The organism is Dellaglioa sp. CoH-56-MRSF-13 (assembly GCF_056782095.1).
The window spans coordinates 1-19,898 of the sequence record NZ_JBXAYC010000010.1; the positions used below are offsets into that span (position 1 = coordinate 1).

The following is a 19,898-nucleotide window of genomic DNA, read 5'->3' on the forward strand; positions in this document are numbered from 1 at the left end:
GAGTAGCGAAGAGGCTAAACGCGGCGGACTGTAAATCCGCTCCTTCGGGTTCGGTGGTTCGAATCCACTCTCTTCCATTTTTTATAGGGGTATAGTTTAAAGGTAGAACTACGGTCTCCAAAACCGTCAGTGTGGGTTCAATTCCTACTACCCCTGCCATTTTTTGTTTTGGCGATATTGGCGAAGTGGTTAACGCACCGGATTGTGGCTCCGGCACGCGTGGGTTCGATTCCCACATGTCGCCTTTTATAAGGTTATATCAAGTAATAATTAATATGGCGGTATAGCCAAGTGGTAAGGCAGAGGTCTGCAAAACCTTCATCACCGGTTCAAATCCGGTTACCGCCTTACACGAGTTATGCCGGTGTGGCGGAATTGGCAGACGCGCTGGACTCAAAATCCAGTTCCAGCAATGGAGTATCGGTTCGACCCCGATCACCGGTATTATTAAGTATTATAGAGAGTATTAGAAAACATGAAAGCCCATTGATTGGGCTTTTTTTGTACGCTAAATTATGAAGAATAATACGAAATTATAGAAAGTTGAGCTTTTGTTGAACTTTTTTGGCTCTTCGTCAACTGTTGTTGGTGGATAATAGTATGAAAATTCTAATCACTTAATAATTAGAGTTTTTTTGGTATAAATTTTTAAGTGTATAAAATATTCTGGTATTGAAATCATATAATAATTTTTTAACTGATATATATACGTCTAACTTTTTAATTACATTTCAAACATCTTGATAGTAAATCATAGTGTACAACAATATATAGATAGTATATATTGTTGTACACTATATATTGTTGTTTTTAAGAGGATAATCAAGTAACATATATTTATTGCTGTAAGAAAAGGAAGGTCACTTATGAAAAAAGTAGAGGTAAAGTTAGATATGCAAGTGCCTGACATATTTGAAAAGCGTGATGGTCGAAAAGTTGATTTTGCATTACGTAAAGTTTTAAGTAGTACTTTGCGTCGATTAAATAGTAAAAAAAATCAAGAAAGCTATCAGGAATTACTATTACATAAATTAAGTAATTATCAAAAAATTAATGCCCAAACGATGTATGGCTTAGTTATAGCTACATATCGTGAATTAGGCTACCGTGATGCATTGGATAGCTTTCAGGAATATAGAATAAATGATGAAAAATTGTGGAAAGAGCAAACTGATCCAGCTGGTCGTTTGGATAAATTATTAAATAAAGATGATACAATTGTTCATGAAAATGCTAATAAGGATAGCAATGTATTCAATACACAACGTGATTTGACGGCTGGGACAGTGGGTAAAACTTTGGGATTAAAATTAATGCCTGAATCACTAGCTAAAGCACATTTACGTGGTTCAATTCATTATCATGATTTAGATTACACACCCTGGAGTCCTATGACTAACTGCTGTCTGATTGATTTTAAAGAGATGTTAACAAATGGATTTAAAATAGGAAATGCTGAAGTTGAAAGTCCTCATTCAATTCAGACCGCAACTGCGCAAATGGCACAAATTATTGCTAATGTAGCCTCAAGTCAGTATGGTGGTTGTTCTGCAGATAGGGTGGATGAGTTACTAGCGCCATTTGCTGAATTAAATTATAAGAAGCATTTAATAGATGCAAAAGTATGGATTGGGAATCCAATAAAACAGATAGAATTTGCTAAACTTAAAACAAGCAAAGATATTTATGATGCCATGCAAGGATTAGAGTATGAAATCAATACTTTATTCTCTTCGCAAGGACAGACGCCGTTTACTACGTTAGGTTTTGGGTTGGGTGAAAGTTGGATTGAACGAGAAATTCAAATCTCAATTTTAAAAATTAGAATAAAAGGATTAGGTCGTGAGCATCGTACGGCAATATTTCCTAAATTAGTATTTACAATAAAAAAGGATTTAAACTTTAAACATGGGGACCCTAACTACGATATTAAGGCCTTAGCTGTTGATTGTGCTACGAAGAGAATGTACCCTGACATATTAATGTATGACAAGATAAAAGAGCTTACGGGCAGTTTCAAGGTACCTATGGGCTGTCGTAGCTTTCTGCAAGGATGGAAAGATAAAAATGGTAATGAAGTCAATTCTGGGCGTATGAATTTAGGCGTTGTTACAGTTAATTTACCACGAATTGCTTTGGAATCCGAAGGTAATATTGATTTATTTTGGGATATCTTTAAAGAGAGGATGCAGGTTTGTAAAGAGGCATTAGTCTTTAAAGTTAACCGTGTCAAGGAAGCTATCCCAGAGAATGCACCCATTCTATATCAACATGGTGCTTTTGGCGAAAGGTTAAAAGCAGACGGAGATGTTGATGATTTATTCAAGAATCGTCGCGCTACGGTCTCATTAGGTTATATTGGACTATATGAAGTTGGAACTGTTTTTTTTGGACCTAATTGGGAAAAAAATGAAAAGGCGCATAATTTTACGATTGACATCGTTAAACGCCTCAAGGAGTATTGTACAGATTGGTCAGATGAATACGATTATCATTTTAGTGTTTATTCAACTCCTAGTGAATCCTTAACAGATCGTTTCTGTGTATTAGACACTGAAAAATTTGGTGAAATTAAAGATGTTACAGAAAAGGAATATTATACAAATAGTTTTCATTATGACGTTAGGAAAAATCCAACTCCGTTTGAAAAATTGTCGTTTGAAATGGAATATCCTAAATATGCATCAGGTGGATTTATTCATTACTGTGAATACCCAAATTTACGTCAAAATCCTAAGGCTTTAGAAGCAGTCTGGGATTGGGCTTATGATAAAATCGGCTATTTAGGAACTAATACCCCTATTGATCATTGTTATAAATGTGGTTTTGATGGTGAATTTAACCCAACTGAACGAGGATTTGAATGCCCTAAATGTCAAAATCATGATCCAAAAACATGTGATGTTGTTAAAAGGACATGTGGATACTTAGGTAATCCACAGCAACGTCCGATGGTTCATGGACGTCATAAAGAAATTGCTTCTCGTGTTAAAAATATGACTTTAGGAATGGTTGATGATGGAACGACAAAAGAGAGTTAAAGCACCACGAAATCCGAAACCTAAAGAATGGATTGCCAGTGAGTTAAGCCAACAGTATATTGCATCTTATAAACCATTTAATTTTGTTGATGGTGAAGGGGTTCGTTGTAGTTTATACGTTAGTGGCTGTTTATTTGCTTGTCCGGGTTGTTATAATAAGGCAGCGCAAAATTTTAGATATGGGACACCATATACAAAAGAGCTTGAAGATCAAATAATAACTGATTTAAGCGAAGACTATTGCCAAGGATTAACTTTATTAGGCGGAGAGCCTTTTGTTAACACGCAGGTTTGTTTAAGCTTAGTGAATCGTATTCATGATACTTATGGATGGACGAAAGATATCTGGTCTTGGACTGGTTATACATGGGATGAATTAATGCTTGAATCTGATGATAAACTTGAATTACTTTCAAAGATTGATATTTTAGTCGACGGTCGATTCGAATTACCAAAAAAAGATTTAACTTTGCAATTTAGAGGTAGCTCAAATCAAAGAATTATTGATGTTCAAAAATCATTAATTGCGGGTGAAGTTATTCTCTGGGATAAATTGTTAAGATAAAAAACTTGTCACAATACCTTGTATGTAAGGTGTTGTGACAAGTTTTTTTAATAATCATTTGGATTCGCGATAAGTGGTGAATAGTCATTCATATCAGAATCTCTATAGTCCCACCATTCTTCAGAATATCCGATAAAACCAGCAGTTATCATAGCGTTATTTAGTATATCGTAATTTATTTGTTGTTGAGGTGTTCGTTTATAATTTCTTCCAGCTCGTTCTGAAAAGTCGTCAAATTCACTTTGCATGTTAAGCTCGTGGCCATCCATATCACAGATAGTTAAATCAAATGTCACGCCTTTTTGATGACTGAAATTAGGATTTGGCTTCGCTACAAAATTAGGATCGGGATAAACGTCAAATAATTTTTTTTGAGCAGAGACTGGTCTGTAGGCGTCCCAAATTTTTAAACGATAGCCTTGAGTTTTGAGTAATTGACTTGCGATACCAAGTTTCTTAGCTGTTCCTGTTCTAGCGATTGCTGTAGAAAAGTCATAAATAATTTGGTTAGTAAAGTTGTCTTTTGTAGCATAGCGTAAATCTACAATAATATTAGGATCAATATCTTTAATATTTGTAAAACCGAGTTCAATTTCTGATAACATGATAGACCCTCCTAGCGAAGAATTTCGCCCATTTCATCATTATAATAAGAAAGTTTAGGAAATATAATTTTAACTGTAGTACCTTCATTTTTTGGAGATTCAATTTCTAATTGGTGACCTAATTTTTGACTTAGTTGATTTGCTAAATAAAGGCCTAATCCGGTTGCATTTTGGTTGAATTGACGCCCGTTATTCCCGGTAAATCCTTTGTCAAAAACGCGAGCTAAATCTGCGTTCGGGATACCAATGCCATTATCTTTAATGGCTAATATCGTTTCTTTTTCAGTATCTTTAAGAGAAATAACGATTTCACCATTATTTGGTGTGTATTTTAATGAATTGGTAATCACTTGATTTAAGATAAAACGTAGCCATTTTGAATCAGTTAGAACGGAAATATCTGTACTGTTAAAAACGAAACGAATATGTTTTGAAAAAAATAAGTTCATATTATCCCGAATGACAAGATTAACTACTTTTTTTAGTGAATCATCTTGAATTAAATAATCATTTGAAAAGCTATCTAAACGAGAATAATAAATCACTTGTTCAACAAAATTTTCAATGTTTTTTAATTCAATTTCAGTTTGCATGACTTGTTTTTCAGATAGCTTGCCATCAGATGTTTCAATTAGTAACTGAATAGCAGCTAAGGGAACTTTAATATCATGAATCCAAGCATTTAAAAAATCCTCTTGTTCTTGTTGTTTAGACAAGATATTATTTATTTGTATTTGATGATTGTTTAATAGGGCATTAACATAACCCTGATATAAACGTTGTTCATTGGAATGTGCACCATTAATAGGAATCAATAAATCTGCTGTTGCTGGATCAATTGGTAATTTAAATTTTTGGTACCATTGATGATTAATCCAGTAACGTGTTACAACAAAAATACTTGATATAATAACTACCAGAATATCTATATATAATAATGTAGATAAAACAATGTTATGGAATGGATCAAACCACAATACAAGATTAATTAAGAGAATAACTAGAAGGAAAAAGATGATTGTTGTAATTCTATCTGAAATGTACTTAAAAAATGTCATTAGTGTCTCCTAAGGGATAAGATAACCTTGTCCTACCTTTGTCTCGATAAAATTGGGTAATCCAGCTTGTGCTATTTTTTTACGAACGCGATTAATATTAACGGTTAACGTATTGTCATCAACAAAATGTTCGTCTTCCCAGAGTTCTCGAAGTAATTTTTCACGGCTAACAATTTTCCCTGTCTGACGCATTAAATATTGCAGTAACTGGTACTCATTTTTTGATAAATCAATAATTTTATCGTTAAATTTTGCAGTTCCATTTTGTAAATTCAAAAAAAGGCCATTATGCTCGAGTGTTTCTGGTCCCATTTCTGCGTAATTGTAAGTGCGTCGTAATAATGCAGAAATTTTTGCAACTAAAACTTCCATTGAGTAAGGTTTATTTACGAAGTCATCGCCACCCATATTCATTGCCATAACCATATCCATATTGGTATTTCGGCTTGAGATAAATATAATTGGTACATTTGATATTTCACGGATTTTTTTACACCAGTAAAAGCCATCAAAATCGGGTAAATTAATGTCTAATAAAACTAAATGTGGTTTTTTTTCAATGAATTCAAGATCAATTTCACTAAAATTATTAATTAAAATAGGGTTGAATCGCCATTTTGCTAGACTATCTGCAGTAATGTTGGCAATTGTTTTATCATCTTCAACAATCATTATACTAAACATATTATCACCTCTTTAAAGTAAGAACTATTTACCCTACAATACCGGTTTTTAGCATTAAATTCAAATAGATAAAAAGCGTAAATAAATATTGGCGTAATTATCCTATATATAGGATAATACTTGGTAATAGGAGAAATGAAATTATGACATTTATTGAAGTAGATCACGTTAAAAAAATTTATGGAATGAAGTTTAATAGATCGACTGCAATTGATAATATTTCGTTTGTAATTGATTCAGGAGAATTTGTTGGTATTATGGGACCATCTGGTGCAGGAAAAACGACGTTATTAAATATGATGTCGACTATTGATAAGCCAACTTTTGGACATGTTAGAATAGATAACCAGGATATAACACAATATAATGAAAAAAAATTGTCTGAGTTTAGAAGACAACAGTTAGGGTTTATTTTTCAAGATTTTAATTTACTTAATTCGTTGACTATCAAGGAAAATATAATTTTGCCCTTAGCATTGGATAAAGTAAATGTAGAAATAATTGAGGCAAAACTTGCTAATATTGCTAATATTTTAAATTTAAATAATATTTTAAAACATTTTCCAAATGAAATTTCAATTGGTCAACAGCAGAGGGTTGCAGTTGCACGAGCTATTATAACGGCACCCAAAATGTTATTCGCAGATGAACCGACAGGAAGTCTAGATTCAAAAGCAGCTACGGAACTATTGAAGTATTTAACAGACGTGAATGAAAAGCAAAAGATGACGCTCATGATGGTAACTCATGATGCATTTACAGCTAGTTATTGTAAAAGAATTATTTTTATTAAAGATGGGAATATCTTTGCCGAAATTAGGCGAGATGGCTCTAGAAAAGAATTTTTCCAAAAAATAATTGATATGCAAGCAGCTATTGGTGGGGGAAAGCAATGAAACCACTAGTGAATATTGTTTTTAAAAGTATTTGGCGCAGTTTATGGGATTATTTAATTTACATTATTGCTAGTGCGATAGCAGTTACAGTTTATTTTTCATTTTTGTCAATGTCAATTAACAAAGAGTTAACACAAAATGCGCGCGTAGAGTTACCAATTTCTGTTACTTTACGTATTAGTAGTTTTTTAATTTTGATTTTTATTGCTTGTTTCATGATGTACACTAATCTTTTTGTGGCGAAACGGCGAGAAAAAGAAATTGCTGTTTACCATCTTCTTGGAGTGAAAAAAAAAGAAATTGCGACAATGCTATTTATTGAAAATTTAATTCTAGGTAATATAGCATTACTGATTGGTTTAGTGGTTGGTGCGATCTTTTCTAAATTATTTGCTATGATTTTGTTGAGGGCTATGTTTATTGTGGCAGATACCAATATTATTATATCTTGGCATAGTTTAATTAGTACAATAGTTATCTTTAACGTTATCTTTTTAATGATGTCAACTGTTAATGCAAGTGTTATTTATCGTAAACAATTAGTTTCATTGTTTAAAAATAGTGATAATGCCAGTGTCGAAAAATTTGGACCATTTAAACGATTTATGGCTATCATTAGTATCTTTTTTATTATTGTACCTTTATTTATGGCAGTAAATTTTGAAAATTTGGGACCTATTTTTAATGTTTGGTTACGTAAAAATGATTATTTTTTAGCAGTATTGATTATTGCAATTATGATTATCTTAGGGACTCTTTTGATTTTTAATTATTTGGTGCCGATAATGATAAGTATGATACAAAAATGGCGACATTTTATGTATCGGGGTGGTAGGCTACTTGCTTTTTCTAATTTAAAAGTCAGTTTAAGACAAAATAAGGTCATCTTAAGTTTAATGACTTTATTAATAATGTTCTCTTTATCTGTATTTATTGGAGTGGCTACGTTGTATTCATATTCCCAAAAAACAATTGATCAAGTGGCACCAGCTCATTTTATTACGGACGATTATCATTTAAAAACTGTAAAAAAAGTATTAAAACAAAACAATTTAATAGTGAAACAGCAAGTAAGTGGACATCTTAAAATTGTACCGATGAAAACAAGTGTTCAATTAAAAGCAAATAATCAAAGTGAAGCTAAAATTGTGCCAATTACAATAATGTCAGAAACAGATTATAATCATGCGCGTAAAATTCAAGATGATTTAGAACCGATTAAGATTAAATCGAATGAGACAGTTATGATTTTACACAAGTTAGCAAGATATCAAATTAATGATGATAACCAGCTCATTCAATTTAAGCAAAAATCAATGAACAAATTAAAGATAAAAACATACTTAAGTACGTTTCCGTATGGTGAAATACATTACATTCAAAATTTGTTAATTGTTAAAGATAGTGTCTACAAACGTGTTGATAGCAACACAAAATATGGACTTACAGCTATTAATATTAAAAATTATCAGGAATTTGCACAATCTAAAAATGATTTCGGACATAAATTAGATAATCAATCTAAAGAACAGACCTATTTGCAGCAGACAGGGACAACATTATCGAATGTCCGTTATAAATTTTCTAATCAAATTAAGTCAAACTACCATTATCGAAATTTGGGTGTGAGAAATCAAGTTGAAAAAAATGTTAACGAATTAGATGGGTTTTATATTTATATAGCATGTTTTATTAGTATTATTTTAGTATTAGCAACTTGTAGTATTTTAATGTTACAACAAATGATAGATCTTAGACAAAATCAAAAAACTTATTCACTAATGCAAAGTCTAGGTGTGACCAAAAAAGAGATTAAGCGAATTATTTATCAGCAAACAGCCAGTTTATTTTTAATTCCGGTTATTTTAGGATCGATAGAAGCAATATTTACTTTTAATATTTATGTCGCATTATTTGATCAACCTAACCTAAATGTTCTCATTTTCTTCTGGGGGACCTTCTATGTGATGTATTTAGGCTTATTTTTAATTACCGTGAGAGTGTTGAATCGGATAATAAATAACAGAGTTTAAGAACGGTTAAATGATTAATAGCCTAAAAGTTAGAAAACTTTTTAGGCTATTTTTTGGTTGGAAATTAAACATTTTTGGGGAATAACTATTGTAAAAAAATAGCTAATTAATGACTTGTTTGAGTCATTAATTAGCTATTAATATCGTTTGTGGAATACGGATTGTTTTTAACTAATTGGATTAATCTTTTATATTAATTAATTCATTAACAGAATACACTGCGTCTATGGGAGTAATTTGAAACTCACTTTCATAGTACTTTAACTGTTTATAATTTGACGTTTTACGCCAATTAATAAAATCAGATTGTTGCTTCCAAATTGTTAAAAAAACATAATTATAACCTTTAGATAAAGACTGTAATGTGTAAAAAGAAATGATACCAGTTGGTTTTGTTTGTTCATTAATAAAAGTTTGTACTTGAGCTAAGTAAACTTTACTTTCTTCATCGCTCAAAGTAATATATTTAAAATGATAAAAACCTTGCCATGAATCCATTCCTACATGATATCGAACACGGAAGTCTAATCCAGAGTAGAAAATAGAATTATCATCTGATGTGTCTAATAAGTAAGAATTATTGTACTTATTAATTGGATTAAGTAGAATAAATGATCGGGATGGATTATTTCGAATTATAGACTTTAAAAAATATTCAGCGCCTAATGCTGTGTTTATATGATTTAACAAAGATACATCTCCCATTTACTTTAATTCATTATTAAGTATAGCCCAAAAAAAGGTATAATAGAGTCAAAAGTAACAGGAAGGACAATTAAAAATGAAGTTGACAATTTTAGGATTCTATGGGGGTTATCCTGCCCATACAGTTGGAACTAGTTCATATTTAATTCAGAGTAATGGTTTTAATTTATTGTTGGACTGTGGAAGTGGAGCAATGCTTAGTCTAGAACCTAAACTAGATTCCTTGAAGTTAGATGCAGTTGTTTTATCACATTATCATCAGGATCATATCGCAGATGTCGGCGTTTTACAGTATAGCTGGCAGATTAACGGTGAACAAGTGAAGCAACCACTTCCTATTTATGGGCCATCTATTGATCAAGAAGCATTAGCAAAATTAACTTGGGCAAATGCGACAATTGGAATAGGATATAAGAATAAAGAAGTTATAGACATTGGGCCTTTTACTTTTGAATTTTTAGAAACAATTCACCCAGTGCCTACATATGCTATGAGAATAACGGAACGGGCAACTGGGAAGGTCTTTGTTTTTACAGCTGATACGGCGTATGACGAAAAATTAAATGAAATTAGTCAAAATGCAGATATATTAATGACCGATACAAACTTTTTTGATGATAAAATTGGCAAAAAATGGCATATGACATCTACCGAGTCTGGAAAGTTTGCTCGTTTAAATAATGCTAAAAGATTAATTTTAACGCATTTACCAGCAAATGGTTCCCACGAATTATTAAAAGAACAAGCTGAATTATCAGCTGGCAATAATATCGATATAATACTCGCAAAAAAATATTTAGAACTAATTTTGTAATCGGATACATATTGTTAAATTTTTTTAACAATATGTATCTTTTTTTTGAAAAATAAAATAATGATAAGATTGTTGCAAATAAACGATTAAGTGCGTGTTACGTACTTTTAGTAAGTATATATCGAGTGTAAAGTATATTAAATAATTGAGATAGCAAATTATTTTTCATTCAATAAATAATAATAACTATAAAATATATGTAATATCATACTCGAAATATAAAAAACAATATCAAAAATGATGTCATTTAATCATTTAATAATGAACACAAATGAATTAAATGTATTATTAGTAAAAATATTAATTAGTAAATTTTTTTAATAAAATGGTAGTAATTTGTTTGATAATAAGTTACAATTGTTTTATAGGAATTGATAAATTTTTTATTAAAAGGAGAGAGCGCATATGGTAACTTTATATACTTCACCAAGTTGTACATCTTGTCGAAAAGCACGTGCATGGCTTAAGGAAAATAATATTCCATTCCAAGAACGTAATATTTTTTCTGAGCCTCTCAACATTGATGAAATTAAAACAATTTTGCAAATGACTGAAAATGGAACAGAAGAAGTTATTTCTAAACGCTCAAAAGTTTATCAGGAACTAGATATGGACTTAGACGATTTACCACTTCAAGAATTATTCTCATTAATTCAAGATAATCCTGGTTTATTACGTCGTCCTATTATTCTAGATGAAAAACGATTACAGGTTGGATATAACGAAGACGAAATTCGTCGCTTCTTACCAAGGGATGTACGTGCTTTAGAATTACAAAAGGCACAATTACTTGCTGGATTTTAATTAATTTAAAATTAAATAATATTGAAACATTAGTTTTTAATAAGGTAACATGGTAAAATTCAGGAAGACGCATTCCTGAATTTTTTTTATTTAGTTTAAACTACTTTACAAATAGTAAATTTTAGATAGAATTAAGGTCAAGTTATCAGAAAGATGGGTGATTAGTAATGAAAATGGAAAAAATAAATGAAAATACAATTCGTGTTTTAGTTGAAGATGAAGATTTATCTAAAAGAGGTATTACTGTTTTAGATTTATTAGGTAATAGAACTCAAATTGAAGATTTCTTTTATAGTATTTTACGCGAAGTAGACACGGAACATGAATTTGAAAATAATGAAGCAGTTACCTTCCAGGTATTACCTAATCGAGATGGCTTGGAGTTATTTATCAGTCGTGGAAAGCCAGACGAGACGCAAAATCCGAAAGAAATAAACATTTCTGATTTATCTGAGAATGATGATCTAGGAAGCTTTATAAAAGATAGATTAGCTGAGCTTGAAGACAGTGACAATGACTCACAAGATACTGTTGGATCGGGTTATAAAAAATCTGCTCAAACAAGAATGTTTGAATTTGGGGACTTCGAAGATTTTATTCAATTAGCTAAAATTTTTAGACCAACAAATACACAAAGCAATTTATTTAAAGTCCAAAATAAATATTTTTTAGAACTAATTTTTGATAAAGATAATACAACAAAAGAAACAATCGAAAATGATATAGCTGTCGCATTAGAGTATGCACAGGTTGTCTCATCGACAGGACCATTTATGGAAGAACGTGGTAAAAAGATTATGTCATCTGACGCACTCTCTGAGGCAAGAAGATACTTTAAATAAACAAACTAATCGAAAAAGGTTAGTTTGTTTTTTTGCGTATTTAAATTGTAACAAGGGGTAATTTGAATGATATTTGCAAAACAAGAACACGTAGATGAGTTGGTATGCGCAATAAATTTTAAGCAAAACAATAAATATTTTTGTCCTGGTTGCGGAGAGCGTGTTGTCTTTAAAGAAGGCCCGCAAAAACAAGCTCATTTTGCTCATTTTAAAAAGTCATGTCATTTTTTTTCAGAAGGTGAAACGAAAATACATGTCACAGGGAAAAATTTAATTAAAATGTGGGCAGAAAAAAGACATAAAAGAGCAGATATTGAGCAATATTTGCCTAAACTAAAGCAACGACCGGATGTTTTAATAAATTTAAAAAATAGCCAGTTAGTCGTAGAGTACCAATGCAGTCCGTTGACGCTAAAAGATTTTAACAAAAGGACTGACGGTTATAAACAAAATGGGTATCGTATTTTTTGGATTCTAGGGATGAAACATCGTTTAAATAAAAAATTAACACAACAACAAGCAATGTTTATAAATTTCCATAAAAATATTGGTTATTTCTTAGTATTTATCGATACTGAGCGACAGTGTTTAATTTTAAATTATGAATTATGGTTTGAAAATTTATATGGTATTCGTTACTGCACAAAAGTATTTAATGATGTAACAGACTTAATGGTATTTATCAAAAATAATTGTAGGAATAAAACTTTGAATTTGTCACCAGCAGACTTGTTCCGTCAATTGACTAAGTTAGAGAAAAATTGTTATTATTTGAATCATTATTTAAAGCAACAGATTGATTTTTGCTACATGCAGCGATATTATTTTATGGGATTTCCGATATATTGCTTGAGTCAGACGCGTCTTCCGCCAATCTATCGACATGATGACTTTTTTTGGAGAATTCGAGTTATTTTAGATTTGCAAAAATATACCACTGATGTTATTTCGAAAAAAGAGCTTGAGTTATTATTTAACCTGCAACAAAAAATCACAAAAACTCTTTTTGAAATGCCACTTGTTGGTCATCTAGCAATTAAACAAGTTAATAATGCATATATTAAGGGTTTAATTAAAAATCATATTTTAATACCAATTAAAGAATCCGAAAATTATCGAATTGACAATCAGATTGTATGGTCCAGTGATATATCGCTAAAAATGGAAAATTTACAGTTGAGGCATACATTTATTTCAAATTTTGATTAAAAATATGTTATCTTATAGGAGTAAATAAACGATATTCGGAGGCTTTTTATGACAGTAGCTAAGCAATTACCAAAGCGTGAAGAGGTACCAGAAAATTTAACGTGGGATGTAGAAAAAATATATGGTTCAGATTCATTATTTGAAGAGGATTACAAAAAAATTGAAGAATCTGTAGTAACTATCGCTAACTTTAAAGGTACATTGAGTCAAGATAGTACAACAATGTTACGTGGATTAGAAGCTATTTTGGCGCTTGAACGGATGCTCGAAAAAGTATACGTGTATGCGAATTTAAAAAATGATCAAGATACAGAAAATTCAACATATCAAGCTTTAAATTCAAGGGCTGGCGCCTTGGCAGCTAAGGTATCGGCTGCTATTTCTTGGTTTGAACCTGAAATTATTGCGATACCAGAGGATACTTTAAAGCAATTTATGTCTGATAATCCTGATTTAAAAGGCTATCGTCATTTTTTTGATAGTTTATTATTGGAGAAGGATCATGTCCTTTCGCATGCTGAAGAAACGCTCTTAGCTGGAGCAGGGGATATATTTAGCGCCTCTTCTAAAACGTTTGAAATACTGAACAATGCTGATTTGAAATTTCCAGTTGTTCAAGACGAACAAGGTAATGATGTTCAATTATCACAAGGTATTTATGGGGTCCTTCTAGAATCAACTTCTAGAAGTGTTAGAGAACAGGCCTTTAAAAAATTATATGAAGTCTATGGTCAATTTCAAAACACACTAGCTTCAACACTTTCAAGCCATGTTAAAGTTCATAACTATAGTGCACAAGTTCGACATTATAAAAGTGCCAGAGATGCGTCATTATCAAATAATCAGATACCTGAAGTTGTCTACAATACACTAATTGAGCAGGTTAATAAGAATTTACCGTTGTTACACCGTTATGTTGCATTACGTAAGAAAATTTTAAAAGTTGAAAAATTACATTCATACGATTTATATACACCAATAACAGGCGAACCCGCACTAAGTTACACGTATGATGAAGCGAAAAGTGAGGCATTAAAAGCCTTAGATAAAATGGGACCTGATTATCTAAGTCATGTTCAAGAGGCATTTGATAACCGTTGGATTGATGTTGTTGAAAATCAAGGTAAAAGAAGTGGTGCCTATTCATCAGGTATGTATGATACAGCACCATATATGTTATTAAACTGGCAAAATAATGTAAATAATCTTTATACATTGGTACATGAAATGGGACATAGTATTCATAGTTACTATACGCATCATAATCAGCCTTATTTGTATGGTGATTATCCAATTTTTTTAGCAGAAATTGCGTCAACAACTAATGAAAATACGTTAACACATTATTTATTAAAGACTCAAACAGATCCTAAGGTTAGGGCATTTTTACTTAATTATTATTTAGACGGGTTTAAAGGAACTATCTTCCGTCAAACACAATTTGCAGAATTTGAACATTGGATTCATGAGGAAGACGCGGTTGGAAACCCACTAACGGCTGATAAACTGTCTAAATACTATGCTGATTTAAATCAAAAATATTATGGAGAGAGTTTAGAACGTGATCCAGAAATTGCAATGGAATGGTCAAGAATTCCGCATTTTTATTATAATTATTATGTCTATCAATATGCAACAGGGTTTGCTGCTGCAACCACTTTATCTGAGGGAATCACTAGTGGAAAACCTGATGCATTAGAAAACTATTTGAATTATTTGAAAGCTGGGAGTTCAGATTTTCCAGTTGATGTCATGAAAAAAGCAGGTGTAGATATGACTAAGTCAGCATATCTAGTTAACGCATTTGCTGTATTTGAAGCAAGATTGAATGAATTAGAGGCATTATTACCTCAAATCTTAGAGAAATAAAAAATACGTAACTTAGTTAAAAAACTAAGCTACGTATTTTTATTTTATAAAACGTATAGTTGGTTTTGAGGGTTAATTGCTTGATGTAAGTCATTTTGAATATTAAAATCACCAGCACAAACTTTCGAAATATCTACTAAATCAGCATCTGGGAAGGATACACCACAGTCTAGACCATCAATATTATTAATGACGATTGTGGGATGCATTGTAACGTTCATATCATTGGCAATTTTTTGATCATTTTTAAATGATTTTTTTGCTAACACTGAATGTCTATCTTCATTAAACATTTCCCAGTTTAAGTTAACTTCTTTAGCAACTCGTTGAATGAGCTCTTCTGAGTAACAAGTGCTATCTTGAACTAAAGCCGCTTGAATTGCCATTAAGAAATCACGTCCACGTTTTTTTCCTTGAAAAAGAGCTGCTTTATAATCTAAAGCGGCTTGGTAAATTGACCCAGATAACACATTTCGAAGCGCTAAGTTACGTGTATCAAGATTTTTTTCAATCATGACATTGTGCACTGTTTGGATGTTTAACATGGGTACAAATTGGAATGAGATTTTTTGGGGAGATAGACGAATAAAGTCTAAAACCTTTTGTTCAGATTTGAAGCATTTTGTACCTAATGGGTTGACAAATAAATAAATTTCTAGCAAGAGTACTCCTCCAATTATAGTGATTAGATTTAAAATCGTGTGGGGTTTGATTTCATTTCTGTTTTAATAACTATTACCACTTTACCAAATTTTTTTTTTTTTTCAATTATTAACACTTAATTAATAACAGATATTATTAAAATTACTTGTTTTTTGAAAGATTTGGTAACATTGTGAGGTTAATTCGGAACTGAATCACTAATTTATGCTAAAATGAGATGAGTAAATTGAATAATAGAATAGAGTGATAAAATGGTAGAAGATTGGAAATATTTCTTTAGACCCTATGAACAGGCCGTTTCAGAAATGAAAATAAAAATGCGTGGTTTAAGAAAACAGTTCACGGGTATTGGTCAACATTCGCCAATTGAATTTGTGACAAGTCGGGTTAAATCAGTTGATAGTATTTTAGAGAAAATTGAACGACGTCAAATTTCTGAAGAACGTTTAGAAACTGACATGCAAGATATTGCGGGTATTCGCATTATGTGCCAATTTGTTGATGATATTTATCAGGTTGTTGACTTATTACGTTCTCGAAATGATATGACCGTTGTAGAAGAACGTGACTACATTACTAATAAAAAAGCGAGCGGTTATCGCTCATATCATATTGTACTTAAGTACCCGGTTCAAATGATAAATGGAGAAAAAAATGTACTTGTTGAAATTCAAATTCGCACGTTAGCTATGAATTTTTGGGCAACGATTGAGCACTCTTTAAATTATAAATATCAAGGAGAATTTCCTAGCCAATTAAATGCACGGCTCGAACGGGCAGCAGAGGCTGCGTTTAAATTAGACACTGAAATGTCCGAAATTAGAGAAGAGATTCAAGAAGCGCAGCATTTATTTTATGGTAAGGGTTTAAACAAAAAATAAACATTAGGTATCATGGGCGTCAGGAAAAGAGGGTTACGAATGAAAGTTGCTATTTTCGAAAATGATGGGGAAAAATCGCAAAAAGTTGGTAAAGAACTGTATCAAAAACTAACGGATGCACATATCGTAATTGATAATAGTCATCCTGAAATTGTGATTACGGTTGGTGGGGATGGAACTTTGCTTTCTGCTTTCAAACATTACCAAGATAACCTTGAAAACATTAGATTTGTTGGCGTACATACAGGGCATTTAGGTTTTTATACGGATTGGCGAGATGATGAAATTTCAGATTTAGTTACTAGTCTCCAATCAGATAATAAACAATCAATTAATTATCCATTATTAGATGTTAAAGTTGATTATTTTGATGCAGAATCAGAAAGATTTCTTGCATTAAATGAATCAACCTTAAAAAGGATTAACAATACAATGGTAACGGATGTTTATATTGGTGATCAGTTATTTGAAAAGTTTCGTGGAGATGGTTTGTGCATTTCTACGCCTACTGGATCTACTGCCTATAATAAATCGGTTGGTGGAGCGGTTATTCATCCCGAACTCGAGTCAATACAAATGGCAGAAATTGCGTCTATTAACAATCGTGTGTTTAGGACGCTAAGCTCACCAGTTATTGTGGCTTCAAATGATTGGATTACACTGAAACCAACACAAAGCAGTGACTTTGTTTTTAGTATAGACCAAGAAATCTATCATAATCGGCAAATTAAGGCAATTAAATATAAAATAGCGAAGGAACACATTTGTTTTGCCAAATATCGACATAATAATTTCTGGAAACGTGTAAATGAGGCGTTTATTGGTAGTGATTATGCAGATTGATTGGCAGTATACAGGGACGTCTCCTCAAAAAGTGAAGACTTTTCTGAAAAATGAAGGTGTATCTAGGCGATTACTTGCAACGCTTAAGTATTGTGGTGGTAAGCTATTAGTCAACGATAACGAGCAGTGGGCAATTGACTTCATTCAAACAAATGATAAAGTGAGTATTGTTCTACCAGCTGAGAAAAATAAAAATGAATTAAAAAAATCGTTTGTACCAATTGATATCGTTTTTGAAGATCGCGATTTTTTAATTATTAATAAACCAGCACATGTTGCCTCAATTCCTTCATATTTACATCCGGAGGATACCTTGATTAATCGTGTCGCAGGCTATTATCAAAATCGACATTTAAATGATTTTATTCCACATATTGCGACGCGACTTGATCGTGATACGAGTGGGTTAGTATTGTTTGCTAAACATCGATTTGCTCACGCTTTATTGGATCAACAGTTACAAAATCATCTAATTAAAAAGTACTATACAGCATTTGTCGAAGGACAGATTGAAACTCCGCATGGGACAATTGATGAGCCAATTATGCGTGATCCAGAATCATTCATTAAGAGGCAGGTTGGCCATGGGGAAGGTAGTCAAGTAGCTTTAACTGAGTATTGGTTAGAGAAATCTGTAAAAGGTATTAGTCAATATAAAATCCAATTACATACGGGGAGAACACATCAAATTCGTGTTCATTTTGCATCCACAGGGCATCCCTTAGTTGGTGATACATTGTATGGTGGGCATATAATTATGCCAATGCAACGCCAAGCGCTACACTGTAGTGAAATTGAGTTTTATCAACCATTTACACATGAACAGATAAATGTTCAGAGTCACCTTGCATCGGATATGCAAAAATTTATAAATAAAAAATAAACGAGGTATTCATCATGGTGGATACAGAAAAATATAACCAAATAAAAACTGAAGAAATTATTGATTCGCTTGAAAAGAATCAACAATATAATTTTCACAATGAATTTACAGATTTGCATGTTTATGAGCAAGCTGAGATTTTTTCAGTGCTTAATAAAGAGCAACGCCAAAAGGTGTATCAGTACCTGACGCCTAAGGAATTGAGTGACACATTTGATGCCGCTGAAGATGATCCGGAAGATGTTGTTAAATATTTTGATGAAATGTCTCTAAAGTATGTGGCTGAGTTATTAGATAATATGTACACTGATAATGAGGTTGACCTGTTGGGACAACTGGATCAGCATAAATTAGCGAGATATTTAGGTCTGATGGATAAAGATAAGGCCTATGAAATAAAAAGTCTGCTGCATTATGAAGATAAGACAGCTGGTGCTATTATGTCAACTGATTTTGCCTCAATAACCTCAGATCAAACAGTGAGTTCTGCAATGCGTACTTTAAGAGAAGAAGCAAGTGATGCGGAAACAATTTACTATGATTATGTTATTAATAATGATCAGCGTTTGATGGGGATTGTAACATTACGTAATTTATTAATGAGTAATGAGAAGGCGTTAATTGGAGATATCATGACGACACCAGTTATGTCTGTTAAAGCTGATGACGATCAAGCAGACGTTGCCAAGATGATTCGGGATTATAACTTTTTAGCAATGCCAGTTACAAATTATGATGAACAATTAATTGGTGTGATTACTGTTGATGATATTATTGATGTTATTGATGAAGAATCGGCTGAGGATTACTCTGGTTTGGCCGGTGTCGATACTGAAGATCAAACAGAAAATCCATTTAAAGCAGCATCAAAACGTTTGCCATGGTTGATAACGTTATTATTTTTAGGTATGTCAACGGCAAGTTTAGTTAGTCATTTTGAAGGGTTACTGAGTGAAGCAAGTATTTTAGCTGTCTTCATTTCATTGATTACAGGAACGGCCGGTAATGCCGGAACACAAAGTTTAGCTGTTGCTGTTCGACGCCTAGCTGTAAAAGATGACAATGAACAAAGTGTGCTTAGACTAATTATAAGTGAAGTTTTCACTGGATTAGTAATTGGGGTTGTAACGGGTATTTCCGTCACTTTAATTGTCGGACTCTGGAAGGGTAACTTTGTTCTCGGGATGGTGATAGGACTTGCAATGATGTGCGCTATTACGGTGGCAAATTTAGCGGGTAGTTTTATACCAATTTTAATGGATAAAATTGGTGTTGATCCAGCAGTTGCATCAGGGCCATTTATTTCGACATTGAGTGATTTAACTTCTGTGTTAATTTATTTTAGTATTGCACAAGTATTCTTAAAATTTTTTATTGCGACTTAAAGAAAAACTTAAAAAGGTTCCAACAACTTCAGATTGAGTGATGTAATAATCCCTTTATGGTTGTCAGATGAAATAATATAATTTCATCCGATAATCATGGAGGGATTTTTGTATGTCC

At 32.1% G+C, this 19,898-nt stretch carries 18 protein-coding genes and 4 tRNA genes; 17 read left to right on the forward strand and 5 right to left on the reverse strand.

All coding sequences use genetic code 11. The features are described 5' to 3' along the window. Nucleotides 1–85 precede the first annotated feature (85 nt). The 6 genes from AC1RP1_RS07350 (at nt 86) to nrdG (ending at nt 3,606) form a co-directional block, all read left to right on the forward strand. Nucleotides 86–159, forward strand: a tRNA-Trp gene (locus AC1RP1_RS07350). 12 nt (nt 160–171) lie between these two features. After that, nucleotides 172–244 (forward strand) — tRNA-His (locus AC1RP1_RS07355). A gap of 33 nt (nt 245–277) precedes the next feature. Next, nucleotides 278–348 (forward strand) — tRNA-Cys (locus tag AC1RP1_RS07360). Nucleotides 349–360: 12 nt separating this feature from the next. Then, a tRNA-Leu gene (locus AC1RP1_RS07365) sits at nt 361–444 on the forward strand. A 422-nt stretch (nt 445–866) separates the two neighbouring features. Beyond that, the gene (gene nrdD / locus AC1RP1_RS07370) at nt 867–3,041 is read left to right on the forward strand and encodes an anaerobic ribonucleoside-triphosphate reductase (RefSeq protein ID WP_481761980.1); all 2,175 of its coding nucleotides are present in this window, start codon (nt 867–869) and stop codon (nt 3,039–3,041) included. Then, nucleotides 3,016–3,606, forward strand: a complete 591-nt coding sequence (gene nrdG, locus AC1RP1_RS07375; protein WP_481761979.1) for an anaerobic ribonucleoside-triphosphate reductase activating protein — start codon at nt 3,016–3,018, stop codon at nt 3,604–3,606. The genes nrdD and nrdG overlap by 26 nt, the downstream gene beginning before the upstream one ends. A 47-nt stretch (nt 3,607–3,653) precedes the next feature. Here the strand turns inward: nrdG and AC1RP1_RS07380 are convergent, their stop codons facing one another. From AC1RP1_RS07380 to AC1RP1_RS07390, 3 genes are read right to left on the reverse strand one after another with little or no spacing between them, the layout of a single operon-like run. Continuing rightward, on the reverse strand, nt 3,654–4,211 hold the full coding sequence (locus tag AC1RP1_RS07380; protein WP_481761978.1) for a M15 family metallopeptidase: 558 nt from the start codon (nt 4,209–4,211) through the stop codon (nt 3,654–3,656). An 11-nt stretch (nt 4,212–4,222) separates the two neighbouring features. Continuing rightward, nucleotides 4,223–5,269, reverse strand: coding sequence for a sensor histidine kinase (locus AC1RP1_RS07385; RefSeq protein WP_481761977.1), 1,047 nt, complete (start codon nt 5,267–5,269; stop codon nt 4,223–4,225). A 9-nt stretch (nt 5,270–5,278) separates the two neighbouring features. Further along, nucleotides 5,279–5,953: a response regulator transcription factor gene (locus AC1RP1_RS07390; RefSeq protein ID WP_481761976.1), complete on the reverse strand. Its 675-nt coding sequence runs from the start codon at nt 5,951–5,953 to the stop codon at nt 5,279–5,281. 140 nt (nt 5,954–6,093) lie between these two features. Between AC1RP1_RS07390 and AC1RP1_RS07395 the strand changes: the two genes are divergently transcribed. Both AC1RP1_RS07395 and AC1RP1_RS07400 read left to right on the forward strand, forming a co-directional pair. Next, nucleotides 6,094–6,849: an ABC transporter ATP-binding protein gene (locus tag AC1RP1_RS07395; protein WP_481761983.1), complete on the forward strand. Its 756-nt coding sequence runs from the start codon at nt 6,094–6,096 to the stop codon at nt 6,847–6,849. Beyond that, entirely contained in the window at nt 6,846–8,882 is a 2,037-nt protein-coding gene (locus AC1RP1_RS07400; RefSeq protein ID WP_481761975.1) for an ABC transporter permease, read from the forward strand. Before AC1RP1_RS07395 ends, AC1RP1_RS07400 begins: the two co-directional genes overlap by 4 nt. A gap of 180 nt (nt 8,883–9,062) precedes the next feature. On the opposite strand, the gene AC1RP1_RS07405 is transcribed toward AC1RP1_RS07400, so the two are convergent. After that, nucleotides 9,063–9,572 carry an antibiotic biosynthesis monooxygenase gene (locus AC1RP1_RS07405; protein WP_481761974.1) on the reverse strand — a complete coding sequence of 170 codons (510 nt, stop codon included), beginning with the start codon at nt 9,570–9,572 and terminating at the stop codon, nt 9,063–9,065. A gap of 91 nt (nt 9,573–9,663) precedes the next feature. Here AC1RP1_RS07405 and AC1RP1_RS07410 point away from each other — a divergent pair, with 91 nt between their 5' ends. The 5 genes from AC1RP1_RS07410 to pepF all read left to right on the forward strand — a co-directional run bounded on the left by AC1RP1_RS07410 (nt 9,664) and on the right by pepF (nt 15,125). Then, on the forward strand, nt 9,664–10,401 hold the full coding sequence (locus AC1RP1_RS07410; RefSeq protein ID WP_481761973.1) for an MBL fold metallo-hydrolase: 738 nt from the start codon (nt 9,664–9,666) through the stop codon (nt 10,399–10,401). Nucleotides 10,402–10,806: 405 nt separating this feature from the next. Further along, nucleotides 10,807–11,205: a transcriptional regulator SpxA gene (spxA, locus tag AC1RP1_RS07415; protein WP_481761972.1), complete on the forward strand. Its 399-nt coding sequence runs from the start codon at nt 10,807–10,809 to the stop codon at nt 11,203–11,205. A 173-nt stretch (nt 11,206–11,378) separates the two neighbouring features. Beyond that, entirely contained in the window at nt 11,379–12,047 is a 669-nt protein-coding gene (locus AC1RP1_RS07420) for an adaptor protein MecA (protein WP_481762654.1), read from the forward strand. A gap of 66 nt (nt 12,048–12,113) precedes the next feature. Next, nucleotides 12,114–13,256 carry a competence protein CoiA gene (locus tag AC1RP1_RS07425; RefSeq protein WP_481761970.1) on the forward strand — a complete coding sequence of 381 codons (1,143 nt, stop codon included), beginning with the start codon at nt 12,114–12,116 and terminating at the stop codon, nt 13,254–13,256. 48 nt (nt 13,257–13,304) lie between these two features. Then, nucleotides 13,305–15,125, forward strand: coding sequence for an oligoendopeptidase F (gene pepF, locus AC1RP1_RS07430; RefSeq protein WP_481761969.1), 1,821 nt, complete (start codon nt 13,305–13,307; stop codon nt 15,123–15,125). 44 nt (nt 15,126–15,169) lie between these two features. On the opposite strand, the gene AC1RP1_RS07435 is transcribed toward pepF, so the two are convergent. Next, nucleotides 15,170–15,787 carry a DsbA family protein gene (locus AC1RP1_RS07435; protein WP_481761968.1) on the reverse strand — a complete coding sequence of 206 codons (618 nt, stop codon included), beginning with the start codon at nt 15,785–15,787 and terminating at the stop codon, nt 15,170–15,172. A gap of 252 nt (nt 15,788–16,039) precedes the next feature. Here AC1RP1_RS07435 and yjbM point away from each other — a divergent pair, with 252 nt between their 5' ends. The 4 genes from yjbM to mgtE are packed head-to-tail and all read left to right on the forward strand — an operon-like array spanning nt 16,040 to nt 19,780. After that, a complete protein-coding gene (yjbM, locus tag AC1RP1_RS07440; protein ID WP_481761967.1) occupies nt 16,040–16,669 on the forward strand; it encodes a GTP diphosphokinase in 630 nt (209 codons plus the stop codon). A 39-nt stretch (nt 16,670–16,708) separates the two neighbouring features. Then, on the forward strand, nt 16,709–17,512 hold the full coding sequence (locus AC1RP1_RS07445) for an NAD kinase (protein ID WP_481761966.1): 804 nt from the start codon (nt 16,709–16,711) through the stop codon (nt 17,510–17,512). Further along, nucleotides 17,502–18,395 carry an RluA family pseudouridine synthase gene (locus AC1RP1_RS07450; protein WP_481761982.1) on the forward strand — a complete coding sequence of 298 codons (894 nt, stop codon included), beginning with the start codon at nt 17,502–17,504 and terminating at the stop codon, nt 18,393–18,395. Before AC1RP1_RS07445 ends, AC1RP1_RS07450 begins: the two co-directional genes overlap by 11 nt. Nucleotides 18,396–18,412: 17 nt before the next feature. Then, complete coding sequence (mgtE, locus tag AC1RP1_RS07455; protein WP_481761981.1) at nt 18,413–19,780, forward strand: magnesium transporter; 1,368 nt, start codon at nt 18,413–18,415, stop codon at nt 19,778–19,780. The last annotated feature ends 118 nt before the right edge of the window (nt 19,781–19,898 follow it).